The sequence below is a fragment of the Pseudomonas sp. LAMO17WK12:I5 genome (assembly GCF_900215165.1).
GTDB lineage: Bacteria > Pseudomonadota > Gammaproteobacteria > Pseudomonadales > Pseudomonadaceae > Aquipseudomonas > Aquipseudomonas putida_A.
On sequence record NZ_OBDS01000003.1, the window covers coordinates 341,042 to 357,514 of the forward strand.

At 62.0% G+C, this 16,473-nt stretch carries 14 protein-coding genes; 4 read left to right on the top strand and 10 right to left on the bottom strand.

Features of this window, described 5'->3' with window-relative positions:
* Nucleotides 1-107: 107 nt before the first annotated feature.
* The 8 genes from CRO59_RS07045 to CRO59_RS07080 form a co-directional block, all read right to left on the bottom strand.
* Complete coding sequence (locus CRO59_RS07045; RefSeq protein WP_097090369.1) at nt 108-1,391, bottom strand: FAD-binding oxidoreductase; 1,284 nt, start codon at nt 1,389-1,391, stop codon at nt 108-110.
* A 147-nt stretch (nt 1,392-1,538) separates the two neighbouring features.
* Nucleotides 1,539-2,903, bottom strand: a complete 1,365-nt coding sequence (locus CRO59_RS07050; protein WP_097090262.1) for a glutamine synthetase family protein — start codon at nt 2,901-2,903, stop codon at nt 1,539-1,541.
* A gap of 477 nt (nt 2,904-3,380) precedes the next feature.
* The gene (gene chrA, locus CRO59_RS07055) at nt 3,381-4,724 is read right to left on the bottom strand and encodes a chromate efflux transporter (protein ID WP_097090263.1); all 1,344 of its coding nucleotides are present in this window, start codon (nt 4,722-4,724) and stop codon (nt 3,381-3,383) included.
* A 240-nt stretch (nt 4,725-4,964) separates the two neighbouring features.
* Nucleotides 4,965-5,426, bottom strand: a complete 462-nt coding sequence (moaE, locus tag CRO59_RS07060; RefSeq protein WP_047601716.1) for a molybdopterin synthase catalytic subunit MoaE — start codon at nt 5,424-5,426, stop codon at nt 4,965-4,967.
* A 2-nt stretch (nt 5,427-5,428) separates the two neighbouring features.
* A complete protein-coding gene (locus CRO59_RS07065) occupies nt 5,429-5,680 on the bottom strand; it encodes a MoaD/ThiS family protein (RefSeq protein WP_095136553.1) in 252 nt (83 codons plus the stop codon).
* Nucleotides 5,677-6,162 (bottom strand): cyclic pyranopterin monophosphate synthase MoaC, encoded by a 486-nt coding sequence (moaC, locus tag CRO59_RS07070; protein WP_027611706.1) that lies wholly within the window; start codon nt 6,160-6,162, stop codon nt 5,677-5,679. The genes CRO59_RS07065 and moaC overlap by 4 nt, the downstream gene beginning before the upstream one ends.
* Nucleotides 6,159-7,004 (bottom strand): formate dehydrogenase accessory sulfurtransferase FdhD, encoded by an 846-nt coding sequence (gene fdhD, locus CRO59_RS07075; protein WP_097090264.1) that lies wholly within the window; start codon nt 7,002-7,004, stop codon nt 6,159-6,161. Before fdhD ends, moaC begins: the two co-directional genes overlap by 4 nt.
* A gap of 244 nt (nt 7,005-7,248) precedes the next feature.
* Nucleotides 7,249-8,148 carry a LysR family transcriptional regulator gene (locus CRO59_RS07080; protein ID WP_097090265.1) on the bottom strand — a complete coding sequence of 300 codons (900 nt, stop codon included), beginning with the start codon at nt 8,146-8,148 and terminating at the stop codon, nt 7,249-7,251.
* A 285-nt stretch (nt 8,149-8,433) separates the two neighbouring features.
* On the opposite strand from CRO59_RS07080, the gene moaB reads away from it, so the two are divergent.
* A complete protein-coding gene (moaB, locus tag CRO59_RS07085; RefSeq protein WP_097090266.1) occupies nt 8,434-8,973 on the top strand; it encodes a molybdenum cofactor biosynthesis protein B in 540 nt (179 codons plus the stop codon).
* On the top strand, nt 8,970-10,175 hold the full coding sequence (glp, locus tag CRO59_RS07090; RefSeq protein WP_097090267.1) for a gephyrin-like molybdotransferase Glp: 1,206 nt from the start codon (nt 8,970-8,972) through the stop codon (nt 10,173-10,175). The genes moaB and glp overlap by 4 nt, the downstream gene beginning before the upstream one ends.
* A 168-nt stretch (nt 10,176-10,343) precedes the next feature.
* On the opposite strand, the gene CRO59_RS07095 is transcribed toward glp, so the two are convergent.
* Nucleotides 10,344-11,243 carry a bestrophin family protein gene (locus CRO59_RS07095; RefSeq protein WP_097090268.1) on the bottom strand — a complete coding sequence of 300 codons (900 nt, stop codon included), beginning with the start codon at nt 11,241-11,243 and terminating at the stop codon, nt 10,344-10,346.
* A gap of 35 nt (nt 11,244-11,278) precedes the next feature.
* The gene (moaA, locus tag CRO59_RS07100) at nt 11,279-12,277 is read right to left on the bottom strand and encodes a GTP 3',8-cyclase MoaA (RefSeq protein WP_096796449.1); all 999 of its coding nucleotides are present in this window, start codon (nt 12,275-12,277) and stop codon (nt 11,279-11,281) included.
* A gap of 357 nt (nt 12,278-12,634) precedes the next feature.
* On the opposite strand from moaA, the gene CRO59_RS07105 reads away from it, so the two are divergent.
* A complete protein-coding gene (locus CRO59_RS07105; RefSeq protein ID WP_096796448.1) occupies nt 12,635-14,959 on the top strand; it encodes an FdhF/YdeP family oxidoreductase in 2,325 nt (774 codons plus the stop codon).
* Nucleotides 14,960-15,066: 107 nt separating this feature from the next.
* The gene (locus tag CRO59_RS07110) at nt 15,067-16,470 is read left to right on the top strand and encodes a cytochrome ubiquinol oxidase subunit I (protein WP_097090370.1); all 1,404 of its coding nucleotides are present in this window, start codon (nt 15,067-15,069) and stop codon (nt 16,468-16,470) included.
* Nucleotides 16,471-16,473: the final 3 nt, after the last annotated feature.

A 16,473-nucleotide genomic window follows, 5' to 3' on the forward strand; every position in this document is an offset into this window, starting at 1 on the left:
TGAGATTTGTAGTGAGGCTGCTGGCCTCTTCGCGAGCAGGCTCGCTCTCACATTTGGAATGCAGTCAACCTGTGGGAGCGGGCTTGCTCGCGAAGGGGCCAGTCCGGTCAACGCAACTTTTCAAGCATCTGGTAATACCACATCCCCGCCGCCAGCAACGGATTGCCCAGCCAATCCCCCATCGGTACCCGGATGTGTTGGCACTGCGCGAAGGTGTCGAACTGCTCCATCTGCCCGGTGATCGCGCGGCTCATGATTTCACCCATGATGTGCGTGGTCGCGATGCCGTGGCCCGAGTAGCCCTGGCAATACCAGACGTTGTCCGAGAGTTTGCCCAGTTGCGGGATGCGGTTGATCACGATGCCCATCGCGCAGCTCCACTGGTAGTCGATCTGCACCCCTTTGAGCGCCGGGAAGGTCTGCTCGATACATGGGCGCAGTTCGGCGGCGATGTCCCGTGAATCCTTGCCGCTGTAGTTGGCGCCGCCACCGAACAGCAGGCGACCGTCAGCCGTGAGGCGGTAGTAGTCGAGAACGAAACGGCAGTCGTACACCGCGAGGTCTTCGGGGTTGATCTGCCGCGCCAGATCACCCAGCGGCGCGGTGGTGACGATGCCGCCCATGGCCGGGAAAATCTTGCCCTTGAGCTGACCCGGTTCGAGCTTGTGATAGACGTCACCGGCGAGCATCACTTGATTGGCGTCGATCTGGCCGTGGGCGGTGCGCACCCCTGGCGTCTTGCCGTGAATGATTTCCAGCACCTCACTGTTCTCGAAGATCAAGGCACCTAGACTTTCCGCCGCCCGCGCTTCGCCGATGCACAGGTTGAGCGGGTGCAGGTGCATGTTGCGGGTGTTCTTGATCGCGCCGTGGTAGAGGTCGCTTTGCAGCAGGTCGCGCACTTGGCTGCGGTCGAGCAGACTGACTTCATCACCCAGGCCGCGGCGCACGGCTTCGTCGTAATCCTTGCGCAAACCGTCCATGTGGCTTGGCTTGTAGGCGGCGTGCAGATGGCCGTGTTTGAGGTCGCACTGGATGCCGTACTTCTCGACCCGCTGCTGGATAATTTCATGCCCGCGCCAGCGCAGGTGCCAGATGAAATCGTCGACTTCATCGCCGAGCTTCGGGCGCATCTGTTTGCGCATCGCGCCGTCGCCGGAGAGGCTGCCGGTGACTTGTCCGCCATTGCGTCCGGTGGCGCCCCAGCCGATCTTGTGGCTCTCGACGATGGCGACTTTCAGGCCTTTTTCGGCGAGTTCGACGGCGGTGGCAACGCCAGTGAAACCGCCGCCGATGATCACCACATCAACCTGGTGCCGGCCCTGCAGGGTCGGGTAGTCGGTGTCCTGGTTGAGGGTGGCGGTGTAGTAGGAATTGCAGCGTTGGGTCATGTCGGTGTCCACACAAATTCTTCGGTTGTACGCGGTCCCCTGTAGGAGTGAGCCTGCTCGCGATGAGGCCATGTCAGACACATTATTGCTGAATGACACACCGCTATCGCGAGCAGGCTCACTCCTACAGGGGTTAGTGGTGAGGCTTCAAGCTTCGGTCAGATACCAGCGCCAATCCTGCTCACCCACCTCGGCCATGAACTGCCGGTATTCGGCGCGCTTCACCGCCAGGTACACCCCGAGAAACTCCTGGCCCAGGGCATCCCGTGCCCACGCTGAATTTTCCAGCGCCTGCAGCGACGTCAACCAGTCGGTCGGCAGCAGTTCCTTGGCCTGCGCATAGCCGTTGCCCTCGACCGGCGCACCAGGATCGAGGTTCTCGCGAATGCCACGATGGATCCCGGCAAGGATCGCTGCCGCCGCCAGATACGGGTTGGCGTCGGCGCCGCAGATGCGGTGTTCGATATGCCGGGTATTGGCCGGACCGCCCGGCACGCGCAGGCTGACGGTGCGGTTGTCGACGCCCCAGGTCGGCGCCAATGGCGCATAGCTGTTGGCCTGAAAGCGGCGGTAGGAGTTGGCATTGGGGCAGAACAGCAGCAGCGTATCGAGCAGCGAGGCGAGCATGCCGCCAATCGCGGTGCGCAGCAGCGGAGTGCCGGCCGGATCCTCGGCGGCGAACAGATTGCGCCCCTCGCCATCAGCAAGGCTGACGTGCATGTGCATGCCGGTGCCGGCCAGATCATCGAACGGCTTGGCCATGAACGTCGCTTGCATGCCGTGCTTGTGCGCCACCGCTTTGACCAGACGTTTGTAGCGCACCGCCTGATCCATCGCGAGCAACGCGTCGCCATGTTCGAGGGTGATTTCCACCTGGCCTGGCGCATATTCCGAGATCGCCGTGCGCGCCGGAATGCCGTGCAGTTTGCAGGCGCCGTAGAGGTCGGCGAGGAACGGTTCGATCTGCTCCAGTTCACGCAAACCGTAGACCTGAGTGTGTCGCGGTCGGCCCCCGTCGGCGTCCAGCGCCGGTTGCGGACGGCCGTTGTGATCGCGTTTGGCGTCGAGCAGGTAAAACTCCAGCTCGCACGCCATCACCGGGTGATAACCCTCGGCCTTGAGGCCGTCGATCACCTTGATCAGCAGATGCCGCGGGTCGGCGATGCTCGCCGGCAGGCCCTCGGTCGGGTGCATGCTGACCTGCACCGCTGCGGTCGGAATCTGCCGCCACGGCAGGCGCACCAGACTGCCTTCGAGCGGGTAGGCGCGGCAGTCGATGTCGCCGACGTCCCACACCAGACCCGAGTTTGCCACGTCTTCGCCCTGCACGGTCAGGCCCAGGATGGTGCTGGGCAGCGGGCGACCGCTTTCGTATACAGCGAGCAGTTCCTCGCGGTGCAACAGCTTGCCACGCGGCACGCCGTTGGCGTCGAGGATGAACAGCTCGATCATGTCGATATCGGGGTTCTGTTCCAGGAACAGGCGTGCGTCTTCGATGGCTGCGAATTTCATGGTCAATCACTCACGATGGCGCCGGACAGGCGCGCAGATTCGGGCCGGGCGCATTGAAGGCGTCCCGGCAGGGATATCAAATGGAGATCAGTCAGACGGGACACAGAACCTGTGAGGACTGCTGCGCAGTCCATCGGGGATAAATCCCCTCACTACAGTCATGCATCCATCGTTTTTGTTGACTGAGAGAGTCAGCAGGCGATATCCGGCGGGCGTGCGGAGTGACGCAGCTTGGAGCGGCGCAGGGCCATGGGGAGATTGACGATGCGATTCATGCGCGGCCCCTGTGACAGAGGGCGCACACAGCGGAGACGTTCAACCTTTCTGGTTGTTGTGGTGACGTGCTCATAACGCGTGTTTCCGTTGGCGGAAAACGTCGGTGGCGGGATGGCCCCGCCGACCGGTGTGCCCGGATAGTAAGGGGCAATCCGCGGGCGTGTAAACCGCTGATTGCGCCCTTGTACCGTTGGCCGCCGCTCAGCGCAGCAGGTGCAAGCCCAGCCCGGCAAGGGCGCAAACGATCAACACTTCGATCACTCCACGCTTGAAAATGAACAGCGCCAGTGCGGCCAGCAGTGCCAGCCCGATCGAAAACAGATTCGCGTGCCCGGCAAAACCGTTGGGCCAGAACACGTGATAAGCGAAGAAACACGCCAGGTTCAGAATCACCCCGACCACCGCTGCGGTGATCGCAGTCAACGGTGCGGTAAACTTCAGTTCGTTGTGCGTTGATTCCACCAGCGGCCCGCCGGCGAGGATGAACAGGAACGAGGGCAGGAAGGTGAACCAGGTCACCAGCGTCGCCGCCAGTGCGCCCGCGGCGAACGCATGTTCCGCGCCGAACGCCGGTTGCACGTAACCGCCGATGAAACCGACAAACGCCACCACCATGATCAACGGCCCGGGCGTGGTTTCGCCGAGAGCCAGGCCGTCGATCATCTGCGTCGGCGTCAGCCAGCCATAGTGCCCGACCGCGCCCTGATAGACGTATGGCAACACTGCGTAAGCGCCGCCGAAGGTCAGCAACGCGGCCTTGGTGAAGAACCAGCCCATTTGCGTGAACGTGCCGTCCCAGCCGAACAGCGCGGTCAGCAGGCCCATAGGCAAACACCACAGCGCCGCGCCAACCAACAGCAAACGCCAGAGCTTCGGCAAGCTGAATCGCGCATGGTCGGGTGTCGGCGTGTCGTCGTCGATCAGCGCCGGGCCGAAGGATTTGGCACTGCCGCGCTGCCCGCCATTGTCGAAGCGCTGCGGCGCCAGGCGTCCGCCGAAATAGCCGAGCAATGCCGCGCCGAGGACGATCAGCGGGAACGGCAGATTGAAGGCAAATATCGCCACAAATGACGACCCGGCGATCGCCCACAGCCAACTGTTTTTCAGCGCCCGCGAGCCGATGCGATGCGCCGCGTGCAAGATGATCGCGGTCACCGCCGGTTTGATTCCGTAGAAGATCCCGGCGACCACCGGCACATCGCCGAACGCGATGTACAGCCACGACAGCGCAATCAGGATGAACAGCGACGGCAGCACGAACAGCGCCCCGGCAATCACCCCGCCCCAGGTGCGATGCAGCAGCCAGCCAATGTAGGTCGCCAGTTGCTGCGCCTCGGGGCCGGGCAGCAACATGCAGTAGTTGAGCGCGTGCAGAAAGCGCCGCTCGGAGATCCAGCGCCGGCGCTCGACCAGTTCCTGATGCATGATCGCGATCTGTCCGGCCGGACCGCCGAAACCGATGCAGCCAAGCTTGAACCAGAAGCGCCAGGCCTGGCGCAGGGTGACGGGAGCGGGGCGGGGCAGGTTGTTGGGCGCTGTGCTCAAACGAAACTCCGGAGTTTAATCCTGGCGGAGTGGCTATCTAATCAGACTTTCAACCCTCACCCCAGCCCTCTCCCAGAGGGAGAGGGGGCCGACCGAGGTGTCTGGCGTTATCCATCGACCTGAGAGATCGAGTCGATTATGGATTCAGAACCAATCTTTCAATTCGGTGAATTTCTTCAATATCCCCCAATCAGTCCCCTCTCCCTCGGGGAGAGGGCTAGGGTGAGGGGCTCTTGATCTTCAGGCATGCGCCAGACTCCAGCGCAGCGCCGCATTCTGGTCACTCTCCCGCGCCTCGACCCAGTGCGAACCCTGCGCCGTGCTCTCGCGCTTCCAGAACGGCGCGCGGGTCTTGAGCACGTCCATGATAAACGCGCAGGCTTCGAACGCCATGTGCCGGTGCTTGCTGCTGACGCCAACAAACACGATCGGCTCGCTGACCGCCAGTGCGCCGACCCGATGCACAATCTCCACCCCCAGCAGCGGCCAGCGCTCGCGCGCCTCGTCGGCGATCTGTTCGAGGGCCTTTTCGGTCATGCCCGGATAGTGTTCGAGGAACAGCTCGTTCACGCTCTGCCCGATGTTCAGATCGCGCACATAGCCGATGAAATTCACCACCGCGCCGACTCGCGGATTGCGCGCATGCAGGTCGGCGGTCAACTGGCCGACGTCGAAACTCTTGTACTGGACTCGAACCGTCATGCTCAGCCCCCGGTGACCGGTGGGAAAAACGCGATCTCGTCGAAGTCTTCGATCGCCGCGCTCGGTTGGCACAGCTCCTGATTCAACGCACACATCAGGTTGCCGGCGCCAAGCACTTCGCGCCATTCCTCACCACGGGCCATGAGCATCTGCCGCACGTCCTCGATACAGGTCAGATCGTCGCTCAGGGGGATTTTTTCACCGCCCAGATTGAGGCGGTCACGGTAGCTGGCGAAGTAGTTGATCAGGATCATTGCGCGTCCTCCCATTGAAAGTGTCCGGAGCGGCCGCCCTGTTTGCTCAGCAGGCGGATGTCGCCGATGACCATGGCCCGGTCCACGGCTTTGCACATGTCGTAAATGGTCAGCGCCGCGACGCTGGCGGCGGTCAGGGCTTCAAGTTCGACGCCGGTCTGGCCGGTGAGGCGGCAGGTGCTGGTGATCTGCACGCGGTCCGGTTCGCAGGCCTTGAGTTCAACGTGAATCGAGCTGAGCAGCAGCGCATGGCACAGCGGGATCAGTTCGTGGGTGCGTTTGGCCGCCTGGATTCCGGCGATGCGCGCCACGGCGAAAACGTCGCCCTTGGGGTGACCGTTGGCCTGGATCATCTGCAGCGTTTCCGGGCGCATCTGCACCCAGGCCTGCGCCGTGGCTTCGCGGCGAGTCGCGGCTTTGTCGCTGACGTCGACCATGTTGGCGCGGCCCTGATCGTCGAGGTGGGTGAGGGTGTTGCTCATGGCGAAAGCTCCTGGATCGGGCTGTAGATTCGGGGGGCGTTGCGGTGCGGCACATGGATCAGATTGAGCCGATGCTTGAGCGCCCAGCGCACGGTCAACGCGGTGGGGGCGGACAGGCTGACAAGGGTGCCAAGTCGGGCGCGCACGGCTTTGTGGATCAGCTCCAGGCTGCAACGGCTGGTGACCACCACGAAGCCCTGGCGCGCATCGACGTCAGCGATTTGCATCGCGCCGATCAGCTTGTCGAGGGCGTTGTGCCGGCCAATGTCTTCGCGGCACAAAAGCGCCTCACCGCTGGCATCGAAGTACAGCGCCGCGTGCAGGGCGCCGCTGCTGCGGGCCAGTTGCTGAGCCTGTTCGATGCGTTGGCGGATACCGTCAAAATGCGCGGCCGGCGGCAGCGCGCAGGGTTGCAGAATCTGCAGTTGCGGCAACGCCTGCTCCAGCGCCTCGACGCCACAGATGCCGCAGCCGCTGGTGCCGGCCATCTGCCGACGATGATCTTTCAGCGCCCAGAACGCGCGACTGGATATCTGCACCTCGGCCTGACAGGCCTGATCGAAATGGCTCAGGCGGATGTCGTAGATCTCGTCGACGCTGTCGATGATCGCGTTGCTCAGGCTGAAGCCCCGGATGAAATCTTCAAGGTTGCCGGGCGAGACCATCATCACCGCCTGGCTCAGGCCGTTGAAGGTGATCGCCAGGGCGATTTCCGCGGCCAGGGCGACGTGCGAGAGCGGGGCGTGCGGCAGGTATTCGCGAAACGCGACCTGTGACGGTTGCGGTGCGGGGGCGTTGGGTTCGGTGTTTGGTTCGGTGTTGGATTCGACGTGGCAGAGCATCTTGAAAAGTCCCGAAGCGCTGAAGTGGGTTCAGGCTACGGGGGAGTCAAAAGTGCGTCCAATCGCTTGTTCTGATCTGGTGATCGGGCTGGTCGATGACCGATTCACCTCGGGGTTTTGTGTTGGTCGGGCGGGCCTCTTCGCGAGCAAGCCCGCTCCCACCTTTGAAATGCATTCAACCTGTGGGAGCGGGCTTGCTCGCGAAGACGGTCTGACAGCCAGCATCAATGTCTGGAGAGGTCACTCAAGCAACCGGCAACTCAACCCCGAACAACTTGCGCGCCTCGGCAAAACACTTCTCGGCTATCGCCGAGCGCGGCTCGGTCTTGCGCATCACCAGCCCCAGCGGCGCCAGCACGCTGGCATCCGGCAATTGCATGAACGACAGGTGTTCGATCGGCTCTTCCAGCCCGCTGTCCAGTGGCATGATCGAGCAGCAGAAACCCTGGTGAATCGCCTGCAGCAATTGATACGTCGAATCGCTTTCCAGGATCGGCTGCGGATTGAGCCCGCGACTGCGGAAGCTCAGGTCGATGGATTTGCGGTAATGCATGCCGGTGGTGATCATCCCCAGCGGCAGTTCGGCGGCGTCTTCCCAGCTCATTTCCGAGCCTTCGAAATGGTAGTGACGGTTGTCGTAAAGCAGACCGACGCGGGTTTCGCCGATCTCGAAAAAGTCGAAATAGTTCGGGTTGACGTGGTCCAGATAACACACGCCAAGGTCCAGTTGATTGTTGCCCAGGCCAGCGATGATCTCGTCGGAACTCCCCGACGACAGGCTGAATTTCAGCTCGGGGTAGGTCCCGGACAAACTCTGAATGTAATTGACCGGGTTGAAATTGCTCAGCGGCACCAGCCCCAGGCGCAAGCTACCGACCAGTTGCCCGCGGCACGCCGCCGCTTCCGCGAACAGACCGTCATGCGCGGCCAGCAGGGTGCGCGCCCAGGCCAGTACCCGTTCGCCGGCCTGGGTGAAACCCTCGAAGCGCTGACCACGATTGACCAGCACCAGATCCAGCTCATCTTCCAGATTGCGCAGACGCATCGACAGGGTCGGCTGGGTGATGTGGCAGCGGGCGGCGGCCTGGCCGAAGTGTCGGGTTTCGTCCAGTGCGATCAGGAACTTGAGTTGTTTGATGTCCACGCAGGCACCTGCTCGTTGAGAAATTGGATTGAGTATTGACGCAGATGCGCGCAGCGCACGAAAAACGCGAGGTGCGACGATCTCACCTGCCTGTATCTGCGTCCAATCGGAAGAATTGAAAAGCCTATCGATCAGCTCTATCGCCCATGGTTTCAAAGGCGTTGGCCAAGGTCAACGGCACCGATAGAGCAGCTCGATAATGTGGTTGGCCAGAGTGATTAGACAGTACTCATAAGTGGCACTTAGGCTGCTTGGCAATCTGATTGACTACTGCCGGAGATTCCCATGAGTGCGAAAGCGGATGCCCTGTTTGTCCCCCTGAACATAGCCGTACTGACGGTCAGCGATACTCGCGATTACGCGAGCGACACGTCCGGCCAACTGCTGGTCAGCCGTTTGCTGGAGGCCGGTCATACCCTGAGCGAGCGCAACTTGCTCAAGGATGACCTGTACAAGATCCGCGCCCAGGTCGCGCACTGGATTGCCGACGACAGCATTCAGGTGGTGCTGATCACCGGCGGCACCGGCTTCACCGGACGCGACAGCACGCCGGAAGCGGTGGCCTGTCTGCTCGACAAGCAGATCGACGGGTTTGGCGAGTTGTTCCGCGCCATTTCGATTCTCGATATCGGCACCTCCACCGTGCAAAGCCGCGCGCTGGCCGGGCTGTCCAACGGTACGCTGGTGTGCTGCCTGCCGGGTTCGACCGGTGCCTGTCGCACCGCGTGGGAAGGCATCCTCGCCGAGCAACTGGATAACCGCCATCGCCCATGCAACTTCGTACCGCACCTCAAACCAGTCGCCGCCTGCGGGCCGCGCGAATGAGCAAGGCAGCGTTGATGCCGGTCGAGGACGCCCTCGACCAATTGCTGGGTATGGCCAATGAGCAACGTCTGGCCGACAGCGAAACTCTGCCGCTCGACGAGGCACGTGGGCGGGTGCTGGGCAGTGATCTGGTCGCCTCGCTCGACTTGCCGCCATGGCCGAATAGCGCCATGGACGGTTATGCCTTGAATCTGGCCGATCTGCATCGCCAGCCGTTGAAGGTGTCGCAAAAGGTCTACGCCGGCCAGGCGCCGGACGCGCTGCTGCCCGGTACCTGTGCGCGGATCTTTACCGGCGCACCGTTGCCACCTGGCGCTACCTGCGTCGAGATGCAGGAGAACGTCGAAGTGCTGGAGGACGGCCGCGTGCGTTTTTTGCAGCCGTTGAAGGCGGGGCAGAACATCCGCGCGCAAGGACAGGAAAACCGCGTCGGCGACATCCTGCTGCGTGCCGGCAAACGCCTCGGGCCGTTCGAACTGGCGGTCGCCGCCGGGCAGGGGCTGGCACAGGTGCACGTGGTGCGACGCCCGCGCGTGGCGCTGCTGTCGACCGGTGACGAACTGGTCGAGCCGGGCCTGCCGCTGCGTCCCGGCAGCATCTACAACAGCAATCGTGTGCTGCTCGGCCACTGGCTGAAGGAACTGGGCTGCGAGGTGATCGACGCCGGGATCCTGCCGGATCGTCCGGCGCAGACGCGGCTCAAACTTGAGCAACTGCAAGTGGCGGCTGACCTGATCCTGACCACCGGCGGGGTGTCTGCCGGCGATGCCGATTGCCTTGGGCAGGTGCTGCGCGAGGACGGCAAACCGCTGCTGTGGAAGTTGGCGATCAAGCCTGGCAAACCGCTGACCGTGGGCCATTTCGGCACGGTGCCGGTGATTGGCCTGCCGGGCAATCCGACCTCGGCGCTGGTGACCTTCGGCCTGCTGGCGCGGCCGTACCTGCTGCGCATTCAGGGCGTGGAAGAGGTCATGCCGTTGAGCTTCACGGTGAATGCCGGGTTCGCCTGGAACAAGGCTGGCAGTCGTCGCGAGTACTTGCGGGTGCGGCTGGAGGCGGGGCGCGCGGTGTTGTATCCGAACCAGAGTTCCGGCGTTTTGCTCGGAGCGACCTGGGCCGATGGGCTGGTGGAGGTGCCGGAAAACAGCACTCTCGACATTGGCGATCCGCTGCGTTTCATTCCCTTCAGCGAACTGTTCTGACAAATCAAACCCGTGATGTTCATCCATTCTGCAGGTGTACTTCAAACCTGTAGGAGTGAGCCTGCTCGCGATGACGGCGGCACAGTCAACATCTTCACTGACTGGAAGACCGCTATCGCGAGCAGGCTCACTCCTACAGAGGGTATTTGTGTGGTCAGGAGAGCGAGCTCAGCTCAGCACATAGTCCACCGGCAGCAACATCGGCGGCAGGTCGGTTTCGCCCAGTTCGCTGAGAATGTCACGCTCGATGGTGCGCACCAGCGAGTCAGTCGCCAAATCGTTTTCGTCGCGGCCGAACGGGTCTTCCAGTTCATCGGCAATCGCATCCAGACCAAAGAACGTGTAGCTGACAATCGCCGTGAACAGCGGGGTCAGCCAGCCCAGCGGTTCGGCCATGGCGAACGGCAGCAGGATGCAGAACAGGTAGATCGTGCGGTGCAGCAGCAAGGTGTAGGGGAAGGGCAGCGGGGTGTTTTTGATCCGCTCGCACACCGCTTGTGCCTGAGTCAGGCTGGTCAGGTGATTGGCCAGCAGCATGTAGCGCCACTCGCTCAGTTCGCCGCTTTGATGCAGATCCGAACATTGCTGGCCGACCTGCCGCAGAATCCGTCCACTGTAGTCCGGCACCTGCGCATCGTGTTGCGGGGTGATCCACTTGCTGCTGGCCGCCGCTTCGCTTTCCCGGCGCAATCGCGCATTCAGCGCATGAGCAAACCCGCAGAGGTTGAGCAGCAACGGCTTGCGCTGCGCCGATTCGCGGATGACATGGGTTTCGCGAATCACCGAACGGATGTGCACCAGCACATCGCCCCAGGCCTTGCGCGCTTCATACCAGCGGTCGTAGCAGGCGTTGTTGCGAAAATTCATGAAGATCGACAGTGACAGCCCGAGCAGGGTGAACGGCGTGGCGTTGACCTTGGTGAAGTTGCTCGGGTGGAGCATTTCAATCAGCACGATGGCAGAAGCCAGCAGGGTGACCATCAGGGTGCGCAGGGCGATACGTTTGGCGATCGAACCCTTGAGGGTGAAGAGGATGGCGAATTGGTTGACCTTGGGTCTGATGATCATGCTGGGCGATCCCGGTTACGCAGGGTGAGGGCGGCTCAGCCGCCGGTCATGTTCATGAAGCGCACGACCTGAACGTCGTCGTTCACTTCGAAATTGTGCCGATACGGCTTGAGTTTCATCGCTTCGATGATGGCCTTCTCCAGCCGCTCTGGTTGCCCCGGATGAGCGCGCAGCACGGCTTTGAGATCCACCGAATGCTCGTTACCCAGACACAGTAGCAGGCGCCCCTCGACAGTCAGCCGCACCCGGTTGCAAGTACCGCAGAAATTGTGGCTGTGCGGCGAGATAAAGCCCAGACGAATGTCTGGCGCCTCGGCCAGCCGCCAGTAGCGCGACGGGCCCTGGGTCGACTCGGCGGAGTCGATCAGGGTGTAGCGCTCGGCGATTTTTTCGCGCACCTGGGCGCTGGAGAAAAACGACTCGGCGCGGCTGTGTTCGCTGATGATCCCCAGCGGCATTTCCTCGATGAAGGAGACGTCGAGCTGGCGGTCGATGGCAAAGCTCACCAGATCGTTGATCTCCTGATCGTTGCGCCCCTGCATCACCACCACGTTGAGTTTGGTTCGGGTGAAACCGGCCTTGCGTGCCGCATCGATGCCGCTGATCACCTGCGCCAGATCACCGGTACGGGTCATTTGCTTGAAACGATCCGGGTCGAGGCTGTCGAGGCTGATGTTCAGGCGCTTGACCCCGGCGTCGAACAGCGGCGCGGCGAGTTTGCCCAGCTGCGAGCCATTGGTGGTCATGCACAGTTCACGCAGGCCGGGCAGGGCGGCGATCTGCTCGCACAGCTTGACCACGCCCGGACGGATCAGCGGCTCGCCGCCGGTCAGGCGAATCTTGCGCGTGCCCAGCGCCACGAAGCTCTGCGCCAGTTGATAGATCTCCTCCAGCGTCAGCACTTGCTGGCGCGGCAGAAACTGCATGTCCTCGGCCATGCAATACACGCAGCGGAAGTCGCAGCGGTCGGTGACCGACATGCGCAGATAGTCGACGCGGCGGTTGTAACCATCGATCAGGACACGCTCTGACATGACAGCCTCGCAGGAGTGGAAAGTCCGCATTGACGGAACCGGTTAGCGCAGATTATGGGCAACTTCAGATCTCGTCCAATCACTGTTTATGACTGCTTGATTGAGCGCGTCGATGATCAATTATTTTCTCTGGAAAGTTACCGCTTTAGTTTCGCAACGTCCCGTAAGTAAAAGGTTTTTCGCCGTGATAGAGGGTTTCGATAATGTGGTCATAAATAGCGATTAGACAATGTTTTGTAACGGTTCATATCCTTGCTCCGGCAACTGAAACGACCGCTTTATTGCTGTGCAAAGTCGGCCGTCGCTGTTTAACCAAGATCAGGTTCATGCCTGTGTGCATCGTCATGGAGATGTCCCATGTCACAAGTCGACCGTTACAAACCTTACAAGGGCGCCGCTGCCGGTTGGGGGGCTGTGATCAGCCTGACCAAAAGCTGGCTGGGCAGTGAAAACGCCCTGAAAAACATCCGCGCCATGCTCAAGACCAACCAGAACGGCGGTTTCGACTGCCCGGGCTGTGCCTGGGGTGAAGCGCCCGGTGCGAGCATGCTCAAGTTCTGCGAGAACGGCGCCAAAGCGGTGAACTGGGAGGCCACCGGGCGCTTGGTCGATCCGGCGTTCTTCAACAAGTACACGGTATCGAGCCTGGCCGAGCAGAGCGACTACTGGCTGGAATATCAGGGCCGTCTGACCCACCCGATGCGTTACGACGCGCGGGTCGACCGCTATGTGGAAACCACCTGGGAAGACGCGTTCGCGTTGATCGCCGAACACCTCAAAGGTCTGAAATCGCCGCACGAGGCCGAGTTCTATACCTCGGGCCGGGCCAGCAACGAAGCGGCGTTTCTCTATCAGTTGTTCGTCCGCGCCTACGGCACCAACAACTTTCCCGATTGCTCGAACATGTGCCACGAAGCCAGTGCGGTGAGCATGGGCGAGACGCTGGGCGTGGGCAAGGGCACCGTGGTCTACGAGGATCTGCATCATGCCGACGCGATTTTCGTCATCGGCCAGAACCCCGGCACCAACCACCCACGCATGCTCGAACCGCTGCGTGAAGCGGTGAAACGCGGCGCGCAGGTGGTGTGCATCAACCCGCTGAAAGAACGTGGCCTGGAACGTTTCCAGAACCCGCAGAACCCGCTCGAGATGCTCAGCAACGGTTGGGAAGCGACCAACACCGCGTACTTCCGCCCGGCGCTGGGTGGCGACATGGCGATGATTCGCGGCATGGTCAAATTCCTTCTGCAGTGGGAGCGTGAAGCCCAGGCCAGCGGTGGCGAACCGGTGTTCGACCATGCGTTTATCGCCGAGCACACCTCGGGTCTGGACAGCTACCTGGCAGAAGTCGACGCCACGACTTGGGAGCACATCCTCGAGCAGTCCGGCGTGCCGTTGCACGACATCGAACTGGCGGCGCGCATGTATGGCCGCGCCAAAAGCGTGATCATGTGCTGGGCCATGGGCCTGACCCAACATGTGCACTCGGTGCCGACCCTGCAGGAAGTCATCAATCTGCAATTGCTGCGCGGCAACGTTGGCCGTCCGGGCGCCGGTCTGTCGCCGGTGCGCGGGCACAGCAACGTGCAGGGCGACCGCACCATGGGCATCAATGAACTGGCGCCGAAGGAGCTGATGGACGCCCTGGAAAAACGCTTCAACTTCAAAGTGCCGCGCATGCACGGGCACAACACGGTGATGGCGATCGGTGCGATGGAGCGTGGCGAAGCCAAAGTGTTTATCGGTCTGGGCGGCAACTTCGCTCAAGCCACGCCGGACACCCCGCGCACTCACGAAGCGATGCGCAAACTCGACCTGACCGTGCACATTTCGACCAAGCTCAACCGCAGCCATCTGGTCACCGGACGCGACGCATTGATCCTGCCGTGCCTCGGTCGCACCGACATCGACATTCAGGCCGAAGGCCCGCAAGGCGTGACCGTGGAAGACACCTTCAGCATGGTGCATTTGTCGTTCGGTCAGTTGAAACCGAAGTCGGCGCACTTGAAATCCGAGCCGGCAATCATTGCCGGAATCGCCGCCGCCACGTTAGGCAAACATCCAATCGACTGGGAGTGGGTCGTGGGCGACTACGGGCGCATTCGCAACCTGATCGGCGATGTGATTCCGGGCTTCGAGAACTTCAACGAAAAACTGCTGACCCCGGGTGGCTTCCACCTTGGCAACGACGCCTCGGATCGGGTCTGGAACACCGAGTCGGGCAAAGCCCAGTTCACCCCGTGCGTGCTGCCGGAACACCTGATCAGCGAAGGCGTGCGCAACCTGCCGGTCAAGCCGGATCTGATCCTGCAGACCATGCGCTCCCACGACCAGTACAACACCACGCTGTACGGGCTCGACGACCGTTATCGCGGGGTCTATGGCATGCGCGACGTGATCTTCGCCAACGAACAGGATATCCAGCGTCTCGGTTTCGAACCGGGGCAGAAGGTCGATCTGGTGGCGCTGTGGGATGACGAGCGCGAGCGTCGGGTCAGCGGGTTCACCCTGATCGCCTACGACATTCCGCCCGGTCAGGCGGCGGCGTACTACCCGGAAACCAACCCGCTGGTGCCGCTGGAAAGCTATGGCGACCGGACCTACACGCCGACCTCGAAATTCGTCGCGATTCGCCTCGAAGCGGCCAAGGTCAGCAACCTGATCCCGTCATCGCTGGCCTGACCCGCTACCTATAAAAATTCATAGCAATTTGACTGGCTGCAGGCGTTCGCGCCTGGCGGTGGCCCGGCGACGTGCTGCCGCTTTTCAGCCTGGATGAGGACATCATCATGCTCAACATGGAGGCACTGGACCTGGCGCGAATTCAATTCGCGTTCACGGTTTCGTTCCACATTATCTTCCCGGCGATCACCATCGGCCTGGCGAGTTTCCTCGCGGTACTCGAAGGCCTGTGGCTGAAAACCCGTGACGACACCTACCGCGATCTCTACCACTTTTGGTCGAAGATCTTTGCCGTCAACTTCGGCATGGGCGTGGTCTCGGGGCTGGTCATGGCGTACCAGTTCGGCACCAACTGGAGCGGCTTTTCCGACTTCGCCGGGAGCATCACCGGGCCGTTGCTGACCTATGAGGTGCTGACGGCGTTCTTCCTTGAGGCCGGTTTCCTCGGGGTCATGCTGTTCGGCTGGAACCGCGTCGGCCGTGGCTTGCACTTCTTTGCCACGGTGATGGTTGCCATTGGCACGCTGATTTCAACGTTCTGGATTCTCGCCTCCAACAGCTGGATGCAGACGCCGCAGGGCTTTGAAATCGTCGATGGGCGGGTGATGCCGCTGGACTGGCTGGCGATCGTGTTCAACCCGTCGTTTCCGTTCCGTCTGGCGCACATGGCGATCGCCGCGTTCGTCGCCACGGCCTTCTTCGTGGGCTCGTCGGCGGCCTGGCATTTGCTGCGCGGCAACAATACCGCGCCGGTGCGCAGGATGTTTTCCATGGCGTTGTGGATGGCGCTGATCGTGGCGCCGATTCAGGCAGTGGTCGGTGACGCCCATGGTTTGAACACCCTGGAGCATCAACCGGCAAAAATCGCCGCCATCGAAGGCCACTGGGAAAACGCCGACAACGGCCCGACGCCGCTGGTGCTGTTCGGCATCCCCGACATGCAGGCGGAGAAGACCAAATATGCGCTGGAAATCCCGTACCTCGGCAGCCTGATCCTGACCCACAGCCTCGACAAGCAGATCCCGGCGCTCAAGAGCTTCCCGAAAGAGGACCGGCCGAACTCGACCATCATCTTCTGGAGCTTCCGCGTCATGGCCGGGCTGGGCATGTTGATGATCCTCGTCGGTGTGCTCGGTCTGGCCCTGCGCCGTGGCGGCAGGCTCTATCAGCATCGCGGCTTCCAGCGTCTGGTGTTGCTGATGGGGCCGAGCGGGTTGATCGCGTTGCTGGCCGGCTGGATCACTACCGAAGTCGGGCGTCAGCCGTGGGTGGTTTACGGCTTGATGCGCACCCATGACGCCGCGTCGCACCACTCGGTGGCGCAGATGAGCACCTCGCTGTTGCTGTTCGTGGTGATCTACTGCTCGGTGTTCACCGTGGGCATCGGCTACATGATGAAACTGGTGAAGAAGGGCCCGCAGCCCCATCACGAACATCCGCCGGAGGGCGATCAGTTGCAAACCCCGCGCCGGCCTATTTCGGCGGCTACCGCCCCGATGAAGGAGCACTGAGTC

Coding starts and splice junctions, on each gene's coding strand:
- moaC (WP_027611706.1), bottom strand. CDS start 6,162: ATGAGCAACACCCTCACCCACCTCGACGATCAGGGCCGCGCCAACATG.
- CRO59_RS07065 (WP_095136553.1), bottom strand. CDS start 5,680: ATGATCCTGATCAACTACTTCGCCAGCTACCGTGACCGCCTCAATCTG.
- CRO59_RS07105 (WP_096796448.1), top strand. CDS start 12,635: ATGTCACAAGTCGACCGTTACAAACCTTACAAGGGCGCCGCTGCCGGT.
- CRO59_RS07110 (WP_097090370.1), top strand. CDS start 15,067: ATGCTCAACATGGAGGCACTGGACCTGGCGCGAATTCAATTCGCGTTC.
- glp (WP_097090267.1), top strand. CDS start 8,970: ATGAGCAAGGCAGCGTTGATGCCGGTCGAGGACGCCCTCGACCAATTG.
- moaA (WP_096796449.1), bottom strand. CDS start 12,277: ATGTCAGAGCGTGTCCTGATCGATGGTTACAACCGCCGCGTCGACTAT.
- CRO59_RS07045 (WP_097090369.1), bottom strand. CDS start 1,391: ATGACCCAACGCTGCAATTCCTACTACACCGCCACCCTCAACCAGGAC.
- fdhD (WP_097090264.1), bottom strand. CDS start 7,004: ATGCTCTGCCACGTCGAATCCAACACCGAACCAAACACCGAACCCAAC.
- moaB (WP_097090266.1), top strand. CDS start 8,434: ATGAGTGCGAAAGCGGATGCCCTGTTTGTCCCCCTGAACATAGCCGTA.
- CRO59_RS07050 (WP_097090262.1), bottom strand. CDS start 2,903: ATGAAATTCGCAGCCATCGAAGACGCACGCCTGTTCCTGGAACAGAAC.
- moaE (WP_047601716.1), bottom strand. CDS start 5,426: ATGACGGTTCGAGTCCAGTACAAGAGTTTCGACGTCGGCCAGTTGACC.
- CRO59_RS07095 (WP_097090268.1), bottom strand. CDS start 11,243: ATGATCATCAGACCCAAGGTCAACCAATTCGCCATCCTCTTCACCCTC.